Source organism: Paenibacillus lentus (assembly GCF_003931855.1).
GTDB classification, from domain to species: domain Bacteria; phylum Bacillota; class Bacilli; order Paenibacillales; family Paenibacillaceae; genus Fontibacillus; species Fontibacillus lentus.
Genome location: NZ_CP034248.1, coordinates 2,293,487 through 2,311,077, shown reverse-complemented (window position 1 = coordinate 2,311,077; position 17,591 = coordinate 2,293,487). Strand labels below are relative to the sequence as shown.

Below are 17,591 nucleotides of genomic sequence, written 5' to 3'. Positions count from 1 at the left end.
GAATGTAATCGTCACCGGCTCTATAGCTAGAATTTAGGTTGATTTTGTCAAGCGCCGATTTTCAGGTTGAGCCGTCTATTGTTGCTTAAATTGGTTTGAACGAGTTATGTGTTATCTAGTAATTTTTCTGAGCCTTTAAATAAAATAAGAGTTCGACATTGAACTCATTTATTTCATATTAACTTCCTTTCTTAATCGTTGAGGTGTTGAGGGATCTACTTGAGTCCAATCAGACGCCCCCCTATCAGTAAAAATATAAACTGTATCAGGATCATCAGCAAATCTTACATAGACCGGGAATTGGGGCATTTTACTAAGTTTTGCTTTAACACTAAGAATATCAGATTCAGAGTAGCCTTGTTCTGAGATTAAATAGTTCTTCAAGCTCTTTTCAAGTGATTTATATTTAATTTGCAAACTAGCAAAAATACCACCAATGACCAGAAAAACAAATATTAAACCAAAAATCAGAATTTTTTTCCTCAAATCAGTATCCCCCCTATTATTCTCATTTTATTATAGTTGGAAATCACTGTAACATGCGCAACGACTTGTTACTCATCGATTTTGCGTCCTTAACGGAGACCGCTACCCGCAGTGGAGGCATCCGGAAACCTCGATCCCAAGTTGATGAAGTGGGTGGAATGGGCAAAAGCCAAAGCTGACTGGTATGACCCAACGATCGCGAGAGAAGACGAATTTTTCGGAATCGCGATCATGAAAAGAACTCGGATCAGAAGAACGGTTACAAATGGTGGTGAAGGGCAGGAAGAGCAAAGCAAGCGGACTATCTCTAGGTTCGCTTGCTTTGTTTTTATCGAGATCGTTTTCCAAAAATTTGTGTTTTTCACCGAACTATACTTTTAGGTTGATCCCGAATATCTCTTCTAAACAGCTCGATGTCGTACTGTTCCTGCCAATCCCATAATATCCTGAACATTAAAAAAGCCCTTAGGATTACTGATCCCAAGAGCTAAATTTCATAGTTGGTACCGGTGAGAGGACTCGAACCTCCACGGGTCTCCCCATTCGATTTTGAGTCGAACGCGTCTGCCATTCCGCCACACCGGCATATTACTAATTACCTAATTAAAAAGTGGCACGCCCTGAGAGATTCGAACTCCCGACCTTTTGATTCGTAGTCAAACGCTCTATCCAGCTGAGCTAAGGGCGCATATCTATATGGAGCGGACGACGGGAATCGAACCCGCGACCCTCGCCTTGGCAAGGCGATGCTCTACCGCTGAGCCACGTCCGCATCCTTGGTGCGCGTGGAGGGACTTGAACCCCCACATCCGAAGACGCTAGATCCTAAGTCTAGTGCGTCTGCCAATTCCGCCACACGCGCAACTTTTAAAAGTGAGCCATGAAGGACTCGAACCTTCGACACCCTGATTAAAAGTCAGGTGCTCTACCAACTGAGCTAATGGCTCAAAATAATACTGATGCTTCGACGAACCCTTGACGGGTTCTCACCCCTTATTCGAGGAAATTAATGGCGGAGCCGACGGGATTCGAACCCGCGGTCTCCTGCGTGACAGGCAGGCATGTTAGGCCTCTACACCACGGCTCCACACTAGGTAATACAATTGCGGGGACAGGATTTGAACCTGCGACCTTCGGGTTATGAGCCCGACGAGCTACCGTGCTGCTCCACCCCGCGTCAGTTATAAAGTTATATGGTGGAGGCTAACGGGATCGAACCGCTGACCCTCTGCTTGTAAGGCAGATGCTCTCCCAGCTGAGCTAAGCCTCCATATGTAAATCTGTATCTGTACTAAAGCAAATAAAGAAAGTGGTGACCCGTAGGGGATACTCTCTCTCCGTTCGAGACTGCGATGTATTCCTACCGAAGCTGAAGCTCCGACGAACCCCTTATTGGGAGTTCTCACCCCTATGAAGCATGTTAAAGAAGGTGGTGACCCGTAGGGGATTCGAACCCCTGTTACCTCCGTGAAAGGGAGGTGTCTTAACCCCTTGACCAACGGGCCATATGGCTCCCCGAACAGGACTCGAACCTGTGACAACTCGATTAACAGTCGAGTGCTCTACCGACTGAGCTATCAGGGAACATCCGCTTGGCGACGTCCTACTCTCCCAGGACCCTGCGGTCCAAGTACCATCGGCGCTGGAGGGCTTAACGGTCGTGTTCGAGATGGGTACGTGTGGAACCCCTCCGCCATTGCCACCAAACGAGTTCAGATGTTTGATCACCTGAAAACTGGATACGAAACTTCATTTGCGTCTGCCCTTCATCTCTTCCGGGCCCCGCCAAAGTAATCGGCTAAGCTTCGTCAGCTTCACGTCACTTTGCGGGTAGTATTTTGGATAAGCCCTCGACCGATTAGTACCTGTCAGCTCCATACATTGCTGCACTTCCACCTCAGGCCTATCAACCTCGTCGTCTTCAAGGGGTCTTACTAAATTGGGAAATCTCATCTTGAGGAGGGCTTCACGCTTAGATGCTTTCAGCGTTTATCCCATCCGCACGTAGCTACCCAGCTATGCTCCTGGCGGAACAACTGGTGCACCAGCGGTGCGTCCATCCCGGTCCTCTCGTACTAAGGACAGCTCCTCTCAAATTTCCTACGCCCACGACAGATAGGGACCGAACTGTCTCACGACGTTCTGAACCCAGCTCGCGTACCGCTTTAATGGGCGAACAGCCCAACCCTTGGGACCTACTTCAGCCCCAGGATGCGATGAGCCGACATCGAGGTGCCAAACCTCCCCGTCGATGTGGACTCTTGGGGGAGATAAGCCTGTTATCCCCAGGGTAGCTTTTATCCGTTGAGCGATGGCCCTTCCATGCGGTACCACCGGATCACTAAGCCCGACTTTCGTCCCTGCTCGACTTGTCAGTCTCGCAGTCAAGCTCCCTTTTGCCTTTGCACTCTACGAATGATTTCCAACCATTCTGAGGGAACCTTGGGGCGCCTCCGTTACTCTTTAGGAGGCGACCGCCCCAGTCAAACTACCCGCCTGACACTGTCCCCGAACCGGATCACGGTCCTAGGTTAGAACTTCGATACGATCAGGGTGGTATCCCAACGATGCCTCCACCGAAGCTGGCGCTCCGGATTCCCAGGCTCCCACCTATCCTGTACAAATCGCATCAAAGTTCAATATCAAGCTGTAGTAAAGCTCCATGGGGTCTTTCCGTCTTGTCGCGGGTAACCTGCATCTTCACAGGTATTAAAATTTCACCGGATCTCTCGTTGAGACAGCGCCCAAGTCGTTACGCCATTCGTGCGGGTCAGAATTTACCTGACAAGGAATTTCGCTACCTTAGGACCGTTATAGTTACGGCCGCCGTTTACTGGGGCTTCGGTTCACAGCTTCGGGATTGCTCCCTAACCGCTCCCCTTAACCTTCCAGCACCGGGCAGGCGTCAGCCCGTATACTTCGCCTTACGGCTTCGCACAGACCTGTGTTTTTGCTAAACAGTCGCTTGGGCCTTTTCACTGCGGCCCCCTCGTGCTATTCACACTACCGGGGCACCCCTTCTCCCAAAGTTACGGGGTCATTTTGCCGAGTTCCTTAACGAGAGTTCTTCCGCGCGCCTTAGAATTCTCTTCTCGCCTACCTGTGTCGGTTTGCGGTACGGGCACCTTCTCCTGGCTAGAGGCTTTTCTCGGCAGTGTGAGATCATGACCTTCGGTACTGTAAATTTTCCCTCCCCATCACAGCCCAGCCTTAACGATGTGCGGATTTGCCTACACATCAGCCTCACTGCTTGGACGAGCATCCATCAGCTCGCGTCACTACCCTACTGCGTCACCCCATCGCTCATAACGGATTACGGTGGTACAGGAATTTCAACCTGTTGTCCTTCGACTACGCCTTTCGGCCTCGCCTTAGGTCCCGACTTACCCTGAGCGGACGAACCTTCCTCAGGAAACCTTGGGCTTTCGGCGGATCAGATTCTCACTGATCTTTTCGTTACTCATACCGGCATTCTCACTTGTATGCAGTCCACCAGTCCTCCCGGTCCAACTTCAATCCACATACAACGCTCCCCTACCCCTGAATCGACTTCACTCCAGCTTCGAAGTGATCGGTTTAACCCCTGGAGCATTTGGCCGAAACCCATGAACCATTTCAAAGGTTGCTTTCGGCAAAAATGTCTCGTAGTATCCACCGCTTCAAAGAAGCAGTGAAGTCGATTCAAGCCATAGCTTCGGTGGTGTGTTTAGCCCCGTTACATTTTCGGCGCAGAGTCACTCGACCAGTGAGCTATTACGCACTCTTTAAATGATGGCTGCTTCTAAGCCAACATCCTGGTTGTCTGTGCAACTCCACATCCTTTCCCACTTAACACACACTTGGGGACCTTAGCTGATGGTCTGGGCTGTTTCCCTCTTGACAATGGATCTTAGCACTCACTGTCTGACTCCCGGTTAATCAGTCTATGGCATTCGGAGTTTGACTGAGCTTGGTAACCCTTGGCGGGCCCCGCACCCAATCAGTGCTCTACCTCCACGACTGTCCCACCGAGGCTAGCCCTAAAGCTATTTCGGGGAGAACCAGCTATCTCCGAGTTCGATTGGTATTTCTCCGCTACCCCCACCTCATCCCCGCATTTTTCAACATACGTGGGTTCGGGCCTCCAGTGCGTGTTACCGCACCTTCACCCTGGACAGGGGTAGATCACCCGGTTTCGGGTCTACGTCCACGTACTAAATCGCCCTATTCAGACTCGCTTTCGCTGCGGCTTCGGCTCTTCACCTTAACCTTGCACGGGAACGTAACTCGCCGGTTCATTCTACAAAAGGCACGCCATCACCCGTGCGGAAACAAGTTTCCGCATAGGGCTCTGACTTCTTGTAAGCACACGGTTTCAGGTTCTTTTTCACTCCCCTTCCGGGGTGCTTTTCACCTTTCCCTCACGGTACTGCTTCACTATCGGTCGCTAGGGAGTATTTAGCCTTACCAGATGGTCCTGGCAGATTCATACGGGGTTTCACGTGCCCCGCACTACTCGGGATCCGTCTCGGAGGGAACAGACTTTCAATTACAGGGCTTTTACCTTCTATGGCCGGCCTTTCCAGACCTGTTCGTCTAATCGGTTCCTTTGTAACTCCGTGTGAGACGTCCCACAACCCCAGAGAGCAAGCTCTCTGGTTTAGGCTGTTCCGCGTTCGCTCGCCGCTACTGACGGAATCACTTGAAAGCAATACGAAGTATTGCTACTTCGTAAGCATTCGCATTTGTTTTCTCTTCCTCAGGGTACTTAGATGTTTCAGTTCCCCTGGTATGCCTCTTCACATCCTATGTATTCAGATGTGAGTGACTGCGTATGACCACAGCCGGGTTTCCCCATTCGGACACCCCCGGATCAAAGCTTGCTTACAGCTCCCCGAGGCAGTTTCGTTGTTCGCCACGTCCTTCGTCGGCTCCTAGCGCCTAGGCATCCTCCGTGTGCTCTTAGTAGCTTAACCATATCGCTCGCATTTTGGGCTATTCGCTCTGTTGCTCCTTGATTTCTTGATCTTATAAATTCATATAAGGAAGAAATCAACTCACAAAGGATCGCCTATCCCAAAACGTTCGCTAGCTACTTTTAAACTTCCTTGGTCAATCACTTGACACAAGTTCAGCTAAAAGGATTGTTTCTAAAACGCAAATTTCGTTTCGTATATCCAGTTTTCAAGGATCAAGTTTCTTTCGCCATTTAACTGGCGGAAGAATATCTTATCATCTTTCAACTTACCGTTTCAACGGTAAGTGTTGGAAGATAAGTTTGAGAGTTGAACTCTCAAAACTGACCAACGAGTGAGCTAAAAGCTTTACGAAGTAAAGCTACTTCGAAAGCATATTCCTCTTTGCATCTGCAAAGGGATCGGCGACTTTCGTCAGCCTTTTTTTTGAATGTTCTCGTTGCAGAGAACGATTCTCCATAGAAAGGAGGTGATCCAGCCGCACCTTCCGATACGGCTACCTTGTTACGACTTCACCCCAATCATCTACCCCACCTTCGGCGGCTGGCCCCTTGCGGTTACCTCACCGACTTCGGGTGTTGTAAACTCTCGTGGTGTGACGGGCGGTGTGTACAAGACCCGGGAACGTATTCACCGCGGCATGCTGATCCGCGATTACTAGCAATTCCGACTTCATGCAGGCGAGTTGCAGCCTGCAATCCGAACTGAGACCAGCTTTGATAGGATTCGCTCCACCTCGCGGCTTCGCTTCCCGTTGTACTGGCCATTGTAGTACGTGTGTAGCCCAGGTCATAAGGGGCATGATGATTTGACGTCATCCCCACCTTCCTCCGGTTTGTCACCGGCAGTCACCTTAGAGTGCCCATCCGAAATGCTGGCAACTAAGATCAAGGGTTGCGCTCGTTGCGGGACTTAACCCAACATCTCACGACACGAGCTGACGACAACCATGCACCACCTGTGTCCCCTGCTCCGAAGAGAAGCTCTATCTCTAGAGCGGTCAGAGGCATGTCAAGACCTGGTAAGGTTCTTCGCGTTGCTTCGAATTAAACCACATACTCCACTGCTTGTGCGGGTCCCCGTCAATTCCTTTGAGTTTCAGTCTTGCGACCGTACTCCCCAGGCGGAATGCTTAATGTGTTTACTTCGGCACCAAGGGTATCGAAACCCCTAACACCTAGCATTCATCGTTTACGGCGTGGACTACCAGGGTATCTAATCCTGTTTGCTACCCACGCTTTCGCGCCTCAGCGTCAGTTACAGCCCAGAGAGTCGCCTTCGCCACTGGTGTTCCTCCACATATCTACGCATTTCACCGCTACACGTGGAATTCCACTCTCCTCTTCTGCACTCAAGCCACCCAGTTTCCAGTGCGACCCGGAGTTGAGCCCCGGGATTAAACACCAGACTTAAATGACCGCCTGCGCGCGCTTTACGCCCAATAATTCCGGACAACGCTTGCCCCCTACGTATTACCGCGGCTGCTGGCACGTAGTTAGCCGGGGCTTTCTTCTCAGGTACCGTCACTCTTAGAGCAGTTACTCTCCAAGACGTTCTTCCCTGGCAACAGAGCTTTACGATCCGAAAACCTTCATCACTCACGCGGCGTTGCTCCGTCAGACTTGCGTCCATTGCGGAAGATTCCCTACTGCTGCCTCCCGTAGGAGTCTGGGCCGTGTCTCAGTCCCAGTGTGGCCGTTCACCCTCTCAGGTCGGCTACGCATCGTCGCCTTGGTGAGCCATTACCTCACCAACTAGCTAATGCGCCGTAGGCCCATCCCTTAGTGACAGATTGCTCCGTCTTTCATTATTCCTTCATGCGAAGAAACAAATTATCCGGTATTAGCTAACGTTTCCGCTAGTTATCCCAGGCTGAGGGGCAGGTTGCCTACGTATTACTCACCCGTCCGCCGCTAGATCATTTCGGAAGCAAGCTTCCAAAATAATCCCGCTCGACTTGCATGTATTAGGCACGCCGCCAGCGTTCGTCCTGAGCCAGGATCAAACTCTCCAATAAAGATCGGAAGGAGGCTCATACCCGAAGGTGATGAGGTCTTCCATCCGAGATGAAAGGAAGTTTTACCCGTAGGCAAAATCTCTTTCAGCTAAGATGTTTGACTTGCTCATTTTGAATCTGACGAGATCAGATTTGCATCTGACTCTATTTTTAGATTTCACTTCCGTGAAACCCGCTCACTCGTTGTTCAGTTTTCAAAGATCAACTTTGATTCTCTTGCGACGCTGTGTTTCAGCGGCGACTTAAATAATATAACATGTCTTTCAGAAGATAGCAAGTACTTTTTTTTAAAAAAATATTTTAGCTTTGAAGTCTGCCACCTCATCCCGCAAAAAGTACAGATCATCTTTTATTTGGGACACTTAATATATCATAAATTTCGAGTATACAGCAAGTATAATTTCATCAATATATACTGGTAAAAAATGAGAGAGGCGCTCAAGGCGCCTCACCGGGCTTTACTATTGGTTAATCCATAGTTTTCGTCTACCGCTGCTTTTTTTTCTCTGCGCAGTTTTTTTACCCTTAGATGCTGAGTCTCGTCCTTGTTGCTTACTTTTCTTAACCTCAGAAATACGAGCCTCTTTGGTAGCTTGTTGCGTTGTGGCAACGGCTTGAGCAGTATCGGAAGCTTTCTCTTTGGCATCATTATTAGCCTGAACGATCGCATCTTCTTCTCTTGTACCGCCTTTATAGCAATCCTCCTGCATTTGATCAAGCGCTCCGAATCCACCTAGGGGTGATCCAGGAATGTTGGGCATCGTACCTTGATATGGCTGGGCTAAATAAGGCGCGTTAGCATAAGGCTGTATCGGCGAAGAATGACCGGAGCAGCCGCACGGTGAATATGCATGCATCGGCTGATGATAAGGAGGATGCCAAGAATTCGAATAAGGCGTGTTAGGAAAAACATTGGCCCCATATAAAGAAGCATTGTTCCCTATTAATGAAGCCTGAGCCCAGGGAGCATTATCTCCTCCAGGATGCGGCGCATTCGGCCAAAATTGTTCCGGCACCGCATGTTCCTGTTCAGAATAGCTATACGGCTGGTAAGCCTGATGCGGATGATGCCCATAGTGAGCATAATGCTCTGGAGCACAAGGATTAACGTATTGAGGCGATTGATACATCGGCGCATTGGAAAGTCCCGGGTATTCTCCCATCGCCACTTCATTTTGCCATACCGGCGGAAAATCGTAATAGGAGGATACCTTCTCATTCTCAACCTGATAAGGCTGGAATAAATTGTCTGGCTGCGGACTGTGACCTGAGCATCCGCATGGCGGATAAGGCAACTGCTGCTCAGCCATCATCATAGGAGGCTGCTCAACTTGAAATTGGTATGGAGATATAAGCTCAGGACATGGTTGTTTTGGCATGCATGGGGTCTCCTCGTACTTCATCGGCTTGGTCTCCATTTGAGGAAGCTGTTGCGGAATAACGGGCATAGGCATGACATTTTCAACAATTTTAATATTCTCAACTTTGACGCTTTCTAGTTTAATACTTTCAGGCTTGGCAATCGGAGCAGGTTTTGAATTTTCGGCAATCGGCTTAATATTTTCCGGTTTGACATTTTCAGGTTTAATATTTTCTGGCTTAATATTCTCGGTTTTGACGTTCTCCGGTTTGATGTTTTCCTTAGGAGCCGTATTTTTCTTTGCGGCGGGGCTGATTGGTGCCGGATTAGCTCCGATATTATCATGTGGGTTGTTTGACCCTGTCGATCCAGCACCTGGAATATTGATAATCTCCCCTACTTTAAGTACGTTAGGATCACTTAATTGAGGATTCGCACTCACTAAAGTCTGTAAAGGCAATCCCCAAGCTTTGGCCAGTTTCCAAAGAGAATCCCCTTGCTTCACGGTATGTTTGTAGATAATCCCTTCCTCGACCGGGACAGCCGTAGTTGGAATTTTTACCTTCATTCCTACACCAAGTTGATCTGGGTTGCTAATTTGCGGATTGGCCTCAATTAACTTCTGCAAAGGAACATTATACTTTTTTGACAAGTCAAACAAAGTATCTCCTTTTTTTACAATGTGTATTTTCACGCGCTAAAAACCTCCTAGGTTTCTTCTCCGGACCGTGATCTTCGCCCGGGGCCCATTTAATACATCCTATGCAGAAGCCCGGCTTTTGACATCCATGTAACGAAAAAAACCTATCCCTCTTTTACAAGACAAGGATAGGTTCTCACATTTCAGCCCATTACCAGACCTTCAAGCCGTCTTTATCAACGATACTGCGGAATTCCTCAAGCAGTTGAAGCGTGATCGGCCCCGCATGCCCCTCACCGATAATACGTCCATCCACTTCGCGAACCGCAATGACTTCAGCCGCCGTTCCTGTCAGGAACACTTCATCAGCCACATAAACATCATGAAGCGTGAATGGCTCTTCCTTGATTTTATAGCCTTTCTCATGACAAATGTCGATAATCGCCTGTCGGGTAATCCCCTCCAGCGCTCCCAAATAGCAAGGCGGTGTCGTAATAACTCCATTCTTCACGATAAAAATGTTATCCCCGGAGCCCTCGGTTACGTAACCTTGCGAGTTCAGCATAATTGCTTCTCCCGCACCCGCCAGGTTCGATTGAATTTTAACCAAAATATTATTCAGATAGTTCAACGATTTAATTTTCGGATTCAGCGCATCCGGAATATTGCGTTTTGTGGAGACGGATACCGTCTTCAAGCCAGTTTTGTACGCCTCCTCTGAATAAATAGCGAGCTGCTCAGCGATGATAATGACGGAGGCCTTAGGGCAGCGATTCGGATCTAAGCCCAAATTACCAGCACCGCGCGACACAACAAGACGGATGTAGCCGTTGCGAAGTTCATTACGGCGAAGCGTCTCGACAAGTGCATCCTCCATCTCCTGATACGTTAAGGGAATGTCCAGCATGATGGATTTCGCAGAGTCATACAAGCGATCCAAGTGCTCTTTACATTTAAAAATATTCCCATTGTAGATGCGAATCCCTTCGAATATCCCGTCGCCGTATAAGAAACCGTGATCGTACACGGAGACCTTTGCATTTTCTTTTGTTACGAATTGTCCATCTAAATAAATCCATTGCTCTGCCATTGTATTCGCACCTCCAGTTTTTAATTTTTATTAGAATAACTCGGATAAGATCCGAGTATGCGCACTTGGCAGCCTAATGCCTCTATTTCCCCAATAGCTGACTGTAACAGAACAGATTCAAGAGAAGAGAGAACATCCATGTAAAAATAATAACTTCCAAGCCGTTTCTTCGTCGGTCTCGACTCAATGCGAGATAAGTTCAATTTTCGCCAGGCGAATGCCGACAACACTTGATGTAAAGCACCCGGAAAGTCTTCGGGGAGCGTGACCAGGACACTCGTCTTGTCCTGCGCCGAATCATTCGGATTCAACTGGAGCGGCTCCTGTCCGATCAGAACAAAACGTGTATAGTTATTATCATGATCCGTCACTTGGTTCGCCAATATATCTAGACCATGCGTTTTGGCGCCAAGCGCCGTGCCCAGCGCCGCCCAGCGCTCGCCAGGCCGCTCTTTTACCAACTTTACAGCTTCTGATGTGCTTGCAACATGTTCCAGCTCTGCCTGGGGCATATGGGTTTTCAAAAATTGCATGCACTGCGCCATAGCTACCGGATGGGACAGCACCTTGGTCACCTTCGAATAATCAAGCAGACCCCGATCCGAATCAGATCTAAACTCTTCTCGGTCACCAATCAAGTTTTGAATAGACGGATATACCCACTCCACTTGCATAGGAATATCCACCTCGTGGACGAGCCAGTCCATATGCAAGCTGACAGAGCCCTCAATCGTATTCTCAATCGGAATAACACTATACTGACTAGCTCCACTAGCCGTTGCCTGAAACACATCGGATATCTGCTTGCAGTGGAGCAACTGAATCGGCTCATCCCCGAACAGATGCAGAACCGCTTCATGAGACACTGAGCCTTCCGGCAGCAACGCTATCACTTTCATGATCTGACTTCCCCTTCAATGGAATCGATAAATTTTACACCTTTCTCTATAGTAAGCGTCTGCGCGCCTTGTGTGCAAGGATTCAGCCAAATCGTCCGAGCCTTAATCCCCTGCTCGCTAAGCACTTCTATTAAGAAACGTTCTAATTCCATTCCACGCTGCTCACGCCGATCCGTTAGCGCAAGCAGCGTAGGCCCGGCTCCGCTAAGGGCAGCACCGAGCGCCCCATGGGCTGTCGCCTCTTCCAATATACGCGCCATTCCCGGAACAAGAGGCGCACGAAAAGGCTGATGCAAACGATCCTGCATCGCCGAGCGGATCAGATCTAATCTTCCGGAAGCCATCGCAGCGGTAAACAACGAGGTTCTGCTAATATTAAATACGGCATCCTCTAAGCTAACCTGTTCAGGGAGTACCTGACGCGCTTTCGAGGTAGAGAGTTGGAACTCAGGAATGGCTACCAGAACCTCCAGATCAATCGGTGGTTCGATTCGTAAATACTCCGCATGTGTCCCATCCCATACAGCTGTAATCACCCCGCCGAATAGAGAGGCACCCACATTATCTGGATGCTTCTCCAATGCCGTAGCCATATCAAACAATTGGGCCTGATTTAGCGGGGAACCAATCAGCTCATTCGCAGCGACCAGCGCACCGACAATTGCCGATGCACTACTGCCAAGTCCTCTTGTGAGTGGAATATCCGAATACATAGATATTTCCAGCTCGGGAAGAGACACCCCTGCTTCACGAAATACGGATTGAGCTACCTCATAGATAAGATTGCTTTTATTTGTAGGAATCCCCTTCATCTGATCCCCGTATAAATGGATCTCCGTCTCTTTCGCAGGCTTCATTTCGATCCAGGCGTAAAGCGACAGAGCCATACCTAGCGTATCAAAGCCTGGCCCTAAATTCGCCGTGCTGGCAGGTACCTTTACGCGAACGCCTGCTTCGGATATCATTCTTGCTCACCCTGCAACTTCGCAATCGCCGCCATAACCGCTTCCTCTGTATCCTCCACTACGAGTGGCTCACTGCCAATGCTCTTAATTGCAATGTTAGGATCTTTCAGTCCATGACCAGTCAAGACACAAACAACGGTTTCTCCGCCTTTAAAATAACCTTCACGATGGAGCTTATACACACCTGCTACAGACGCTGCAGAGGCAGGCTCAGCAAAAATTCCCTCTCGAGAAGCAATCGTCTTATAAGCGGTCAAAATTTCCTCATCCGTTACATAATTGATTTGGCCGCCAGATTCCTCAGCTGCAGCTACCGCCGTTTTCCAGCTTGCTGGGTTACCGATGCGAATCGCCGTCGCTACCGTTTCAGGCTCTAGTATCGGCTCTCCTTTGACGATAGCCATAGCTCCTTCGGCTTCAAAACCAACCATACGTGGAAGCGAATCGCTTTTACCGAGCTGGTGATATTCCTTGAAGCCTTTCCAATAGGCTGAAATATTTCCGGCATTGCCGACCGGAATTGCCAGCACGTCCGGAGCTTTCCCTAATTGATCGCAAACTTCGAAGGCCGCCGTCTTCTGACCCTCAATGCGATAAGGGTTCACCGAATTTACTAGGGTAATCGGATGCTTCGCAGTAATATCGCGAACAATCTCCAGGGCACGGTCGAAGTTGCCTTCAATCGCGATCACCTTGGCCCCGTAAATCATCGCTTGAGCCAGTTTGCCAAGAGCAATATTATTGTTCGGAATTAGGACGATGCAGTTAAGTCCTGCCCGAGCTGCATATGCTGCGGCTGCTGCGGATGTATTTCCCGTAGAAGCGCACATAATCGTATTGCTGCCTTCTTCAATGGCTTTTGCCACCGCCATAACCATTCCCCGGTCTTTAAATGAACCTGTGGGGTTAAGGCCTTCATATTTAAAATATAAATCAAGCCCTAACTCTTCAGATAAATGATCTGCACGAACGAGCGGCGTATTGCCTTCATGCAATGTAAGCAGCGGCGTCTTATCATTAACCGGTAAATATTGTCTGTACGTATGCAGCAATCCAAGATATCTCATGAAATAAAAACCCCTTTTATATTAGGAATAAACTACTTAACCTTCTACTCGGTATACACTCTTGATGCGGCGAATGACCTTTAACGACTCAAAATGCTTCAGCACTTTGTTCATGTTTGCTTTCGTGGCATGATGGGTCACAATAATGATTTCTGCATCCGGCGTATGCTCATTCGGCGATTGAACGACGGATTCCAGACTTACATCATATTCCCCAAACACCTGGGTGATCTGGGCAAGCACGCCTGCCTTATCATCAACCTCAAGCAACAGGAAGTTTTTGTAGGCAATTTGCTCATCGGTCTTTAGCTTCTTCTGTTTAAAAGGAACCATTGCTTTCAAACCGTTGACACCTAGCTTCAAGTTCTTCACAACCGCTACAAGGTCAGCTACTACCGAGGTAGCCGTAGGCATTTCTCCAGCGCCTGCGCCATAGAACATCGTCTCGCCAACCGCTTCGCCATGGACGTAGACTGCGTTGAACACGCCGTTAACCGCGGCAATCGGATGGCTCTTCTTCACCATCGTCGGTTGAACGCTGACGCTGAACTCATCATCTTGACGATCGGCGATGCCGAGCAGCTTCATCTCGTAACCAAGCTTTTTCGCATAGGCTATATCCTCTTTGGATACACCGGATATGCCGCGAACATCTACGTCGCTAAGCTCTACGTTCGTGCGGAAGCCTAGGCTACCCAGGATAACCATCTTCCGAGCCGCATCCAAGCCCTCCACGTCTGCAGTAGGATCTGCCTCTGCATAACCAAGCTCCTGGGCTTCCTTTAGAACATCCTCATAGGAAGCATCCTCCTGACTCATCTTGCTTAGAATATAGTTCGTCGTCCCGTTGACAATCCCCATGATCTTTACGATTCGATCCGAAGAGAAGCCTTCAATCAATGTTCGAATGATCGGGATGCCACCAGCAACACTTGCTTCATAGAATACATCACATTGCTCCTCCAGCGCTTTAGCCATAATTTCGGCACCGTAAAGCGCCATTAAATCTTTATTCGCCGTCACAATATGTTTACCGCGATCCAGCGCCTCGAGAATATACTTTTTAGTTTGCTCGACGCCGCCCATAACCTCCACAATAACGTCAATTTCCGGATCACGAATGACTTCCCAAGGATCCTCTGTAAGCTTACTCTGCTCGATTTCAATACTTCTGGCCTTCTCCAGATTTTTAACCGAGACCTTCTCAATGATAATCGGAGATCCAACCTGACTGCTCAGATCCTCCTGGTGACCTTCGACGATGCGCACGACACCAGTTCCTACAGTGCCAAGTCCCAGTAATCCTACCTTAACGGGTTTCAATATGAGTCCCTCCTATTCCCAATACGGGTTATTATAGAGAATGTAATATTGCGGGAAATTCTATCCCTGACCAACAATTTGAATTTTCTTTACGCCGGAGATTTCTTGCAGAGCCTTCATCATCTGATCGAGTTCCTCCGTCAATCGCGAGGTCTCTACGGATATGACAACATTGGCTCTTCCCTGCAAAGGAATACTCTGATTAATCGTGAGTACATTTCCGCCGGATCCGGCAAGCAGAGACAGCACTTGCGATAAGATCCCGGAACGGTGCTCCAAATCGAATGATATCGTGACGATTTCTTCCCGTTCCATTTGATTCAATGGATGAATGCCGTCCTTGTACTTATAAAAAGCACTGCGGCTAAGCCCGACCTGCAGCGTCGCTTCGTGCACGGTTTTGACGTCCCCAGCAGCTAACAGCTGCTTCACTTGAAGCGTCTTGATCACCGCTTCCGGTAAAATATCCTCACGGACCAAGTAGTAACGTTCCTTCACAAACGTCCTCCCCTTAAAGACTGTTGTTTTCGTATAGTGGACATTATAACGGAAAGAATGTCCGGAAGCAACCTATTTTCAGCACAGATTTTCATGGATTCTATATCTATACTTTTTCTCTCTAAAAAAAGAGCACCCAGTAGGTGCCCTTCCCATGAAAGCATTAATAGTAGCTGCTTCCCTCCACAAATTCGAATTCAAAATCCCCGATTCTAACAATCGTTCCGTCCTTTGCACCGCGTTTACGCAATTCATCATCTACGCCCATGTGGCGAAGCGTACGCGCGAGCTTGAGAATCGCGTCATGCGTATTCAATTGCATCCGCTTCATCATTCTTTCGATCTTCTCGCTCTCGATTACAAAACCCTCGTTTTCGCGGCGAATAATAAAGCCTTGCTCCTCTTCTTTAACCAGCTTGTACACTTTACGCTCGTTCAAGTCTGTAATTTCTTCCAATGCCGGTTCCTCTGGTATCTGATCCAACAAGTCGGCAGTTCTATAGAGCAATTCCTTAACCCCCTGCCGAGTCAACGAAGAAATCGGCATGATCTCCAGATCAGGACGAATCTTGCCCACCTGTTCGCGGAATTTTTCCAAATGCTCCTCCGCCTCCGGCATATCCATTTTATTCGCAGCTACGATTTGTGGACGTTTCTCCAAGTCAGCATTATACAGCTTGAGCTCTTCGTTGATTTTCAACCAGTCGTCAAACGGATCGCGGCCCTCAGACCCCGCCATATCGACTACATGAATAATAATGCGCGTTCGCTCAACGTGACGAAGAAATTCATGCCCCAGTCCAACACCTTCATGTGCACCTTCGATTAGCCCCGGCAGGTCAGCCATCACAAAGCTGCGCCCTTCGTCGACGTCCACTACACCGAGGTTCGGTGTTATCGTTGTGAAATGATACGCACCGATTTTAGGCTGAGCTGCGGATACAACCGATAGCAGAGTAGATTTGCCTACGCTTGGAAAGCCCACGAGCCCCACATCGGCCATAACCTTCAGTTCCAGTACGATCCAGCGTTCCTGACCTTCTTCACCATGCTCCGCCAGCTCCGGGGCCGGATTGCTTGGCGTCGCGAAGCGAGTGTTCCCCCGACCACCACGGCCGCCTCTTGCGACAACAATCTGCTGACCGTGCCTAGTCAAATCTGCGAGTACTTCTTGGGTGTCGTCATCGATAATGACCGTGCCAGGAGGAATTCTGACAATCATGTTCTCAGCGTTCGCGCCATGCTGGCTTTTATTCCGCCCTTTGACGCCCCGGTCTGCCTTAAAATGGCGTTGATAGCGGAAATCCATCAGCGTGCGAAGACCCTCGTCCACGCGGAATATCACGTCGCCGCCCTTACCGCCGTCCCCACCCGCTGGTCCGCCTTCCGGGACATATTTCTCCCGGCGAAAAGCAACGATACCGTCGCCGCCGTCGCCGCCCTTTACATATACTTTCGCTTTATCTATAAACATGCGTTCACCTCTTTTAAATTTCCGCACAGCATTCGCAATCGAACAGAAGCTAATGTAGAATCATGGTGCTCGGCTCGGACCCGTTTGCCTGATACAACCTCATCCAGACGCTTCAAGAGGGTTTCCGTATTTCCCGAACTTCCTTCCTGTTCAAAGCTGATCAGCACCTCGTTATGTTCAAGGCATATCGACATGTTAAGCTGCAGCATCTCTCCCCAGGAGGAGCGGCCCGCAAACTGGAAAGCACGTATCGTCGCAATAATCGCCTCAGTCAATTCTTCGGCATCTTCAGCAGTAAGCAGCTTTCCAAGTTCTAAATCGTCCTCAATATTTATCGTGAGTTGAACTGAACTATTCACTTCTCGAAACGATTGCAAATAAAAAACCAATGAAGGGATGCCTAAGCGGGATATTTTACTCTCCACAGCCATCCTTTCCTTTATTCTTTCCACACAGCAGGCCAGTTTATCAACCTTGCCCAGTTGTATGTATCCATACAATATTTGCAGGTCGTTCATCCAATCATGCCGATGATGCCCCAGCGTAGCGGCCGCGGTGCGTTGAACCGACTCCAGCAGCTGCTTACGCTCAATCGCCGCCTGTTCCTTCAAGTACTTAACATAACCCCATAACACCGCTAGCAAACATACGCACAACACAACATACCATACTGTCGAATCAACGAAGTACAATATTACCAACAGAGCAAGCGTAAGTGTCCCGGCAATAACCGGCACTGCGAACCGATGTTTCATGAATTTCCCCGTTCCTCTTCATTTGGATAACAAGACCTATTTTTTTAACATCTTTAACCAGT

Annotated in this window: 11 protein-coding genes, 10 tRNA genes and 3 rRNA genes; 1 reads left to right on the top strand and 23 read right to left on the bottom strand. The window is 48.8% G+C overall.

All coding sequences use genetic code 11. The features are described from left to right. Positions 1–168 precede the first annotated feature (168 nt). Positions 169–486, bottom strand: coding sequence for a DUF3139 domain-containing protein (locus EIM92_RS10395; protein ID WP_125082572.1), 318 nt, complete (start codon positions 484–486; stop codon positions 169–171). 111 nt (positions 487–597) lie between these two features. Here EIM92_RS10395 and EIM92_RS23910 point away from each other — a divergent pair, with 111 nt between their 5' ends. Continuing rightward, the gene (locus tag EIM92_RS23910; RefSeq protein ID WP_211344442.1) at positions 598–867 is read left to right on the top strand and encodes a hypothetical protein; all 270 of its coding nucleotides are present in this window, start codon (positions 598–600) and stop codon (positions 865–867) included. A gap of 120 nt (positions 868–987) precedes the next feature. Here EIM92_RS23910 and EIM92_RS10385 read toward each other — a convergent pair. The 22 genes from EIM92_RS10385 to EIM92_RS10280 all read right to left on the bottom strand — a co-directional run bounded on the left by EIM92_RS10385 (position 988) and on the right by EIM92_RS10280 (position 17,529). Beyond that, positions 988–1,071, bottom strand: a tRNA-Leu gene (locus EIM92_RS10385). 26 nt (positions 1,072–1,097) lie between these two features. Then, positions 1,098–1,174 (bottom strand) — tRNA-Arg (locus tag EIM92_RS10380). Between the two features lie 9 nt (positions 1,175–1,183). Beyond that, positions 1,184–1,258, bottom strand: a tRNA-Gly gene (locus EIM92_RS10375). A 5-nt stretch (positions 1,259–1,263) separates the two neighbouring features. Continuing rightward, positions 1,264–1,348: transfer RNA gene (locus tag EIM92_RS10370), tRNA-Leu, on the bottom strand. Between the two features lie 12 nt (positions 1,349–1,360). Beyond that, positions 1,361–1,433 (bottom strand) — tRNA-Lys (locus EIM92_RS10365). 63 nt (positions 1,434–1,496) lie between these two features. Further along, positions 1,497–1,573: transfer RNA gene (locus tag EIM92_RS10360), tRNA-Asp, on the bottom strand. 16 nt (positions 1,574–1,589) lie between these two features. Next, positions 1,590–1,663: transfer RNA gene (locus EIM92_RS10355), tRNA-Met, on the bottom strand. Between the two features lie 17 nt (positions 1,664–1,680). Then, positions 1,681–1,756, bottom strand: a tRNA-Val gene (locus EIM92_RS10350). Positions 1,757–1,916: 160 nt separating this feature from the next. Next, positions 1,917–1,991: transfer RNA gene (locus EIM92_RS10345), tRNA-Glu, on the bottom strand. A 3-nt stretch (positions 1,992–1,994) separates the two neighbouring features. Continuing rightward, positions 1,995–2,070: transfer RNA gene (locus EIM92_RS10340), tRNA-Asn, on the bottom strand. A gap of 6 nt (positions 2,071–2,076) precedes the next feature. Beyond that, positions 2,077–2,193: ribosomal RNA gene (rrf, locus tag EIM92_RS10335) — 5S ribosomal RNA — on the bottom strand. 131 nt (positions 2,194–2,324) lie between these two features. Beyond that, positions 2,325–5,441 (bottom strand): 23S ribosomal RNA (locus tag EIM92_RS10330). A gap of 462 nt (positions 5,442–5,903) precedes the next feature. Beyond that, a 16S ribosomal RNA gene (locus tag EIM92_RS10325) occupies positions 5,904–7,458 on the bottom strand. The 16S, 23S and 5S rRNA genes sit together here with 10 tRNA genes alongside, the layout of an rRNA operon. A 461-nt stretch (positions 7,459–7,919) precedes the next feature. After that, a complete protein-coding gene (locus tag EIM92_RS10320; RefSeq protein WP_125082571.1) occupies positions 7,920–9,512 on the bottom strand; it encodes a LysM peptidoglycan-binding domain-containing protein in 1,593 nt (530 codons plus the stop codon). 157 nt (positions 9,513–9,669) lie between these two features. Further along, entirely contained in the window at positions 9,670–10,548 is an 879-nt protein-coding gene (gene ilvE / locus EIM92_RS10315; protein ID WP_125082570.1) for a branched-chain-amino-acid transaminase, read from the bottom strand. Positions 10,549–10,568: 20 nt separating this feature from the next. Beyond that, positions 10,569–11,447: a prephenate dehydratase gene (gene pheA / locus EIM92_RS10310; protein ID WP_125082569.1), complete on the bottom strand. Its 879-nt coding sequence runs from the start codon at positions 11,445–11,447 to the stop codon at positions 10,569–10,571. Next, positions 11,444–12,412, bottom strand: coding sequence for a homoserine kinase (gene thrB / locus EIM92_RS10305; RefSeq protein ID WP_125082568.1), 969 nt, complete (start codon positions 12,410–12,412; stop codon positions 11,444–11,446). Before thrB ends, pheA begins: the two co-directional genes overlap by 4 nt. Beyond that, positions 12,409–13,479, bottom strand: coding sequence for a threonine synthase (thrC, locus tag EIM92_RS10300; protein WP_125082567.1), 1,071 nt, complete (start codon positions 13,477–13,479; stop codon positions 12,409–12,411). Before thrC ends, thrB begins: the two co-directional genes overlap by 4 nt. 36 nt (positions 13,480–13,515) lie before the next feature. Next, positions 13,516–14,802, bottom strand: a complete 1,287-nt coding sequence (locus EIM92_RS10295; RefSeq protein WP_125082566.1) for a homoserine dehydrogenase — start codon at positions 14,800–14,802, stop codon at positions 13,516–13,518. 60 nt (positions 14,803–14,862) lie between these two features. Next, positions 14,863–15,300 carry an ACT domain-containing protein gene (locus EIM92_RS10290; RefSeq protein WP_125082565.1) on the bottom strand — a complete coding sequence of 146 codons (438 nt, stop codon included), beginning with the start codon at positions 15,298–15,300 and terminating at the stop codon, positions 14,863–14,865. A gap of 163 nt (positions 15,301–15,463) precedes the next feature. Further along, positions 15,464–16,774, bottom strand: coding sequence for a GTPase ObgE (gene obgE / locus EIM92_RS10285; protein WP_125082564.1), 1,311 nt, complete (start codon positions 16,772–16,774; stop codon positions 15,464–15,466). Then, entirely contained in the window at positions 16,765–17,529 is a 765-nt protein-coding gene (locus EIM92_RS10280) for a Spo0B domain-containing protein (protein ID WP_125082563.1), read from the bottom strand. The genes obgE and EIM92_RS10280 overlap by 10 nt, the downstream gene beginning before the upstream one ends. Positions 17,530–17,591: the final 62 nt, after the last annotated feature.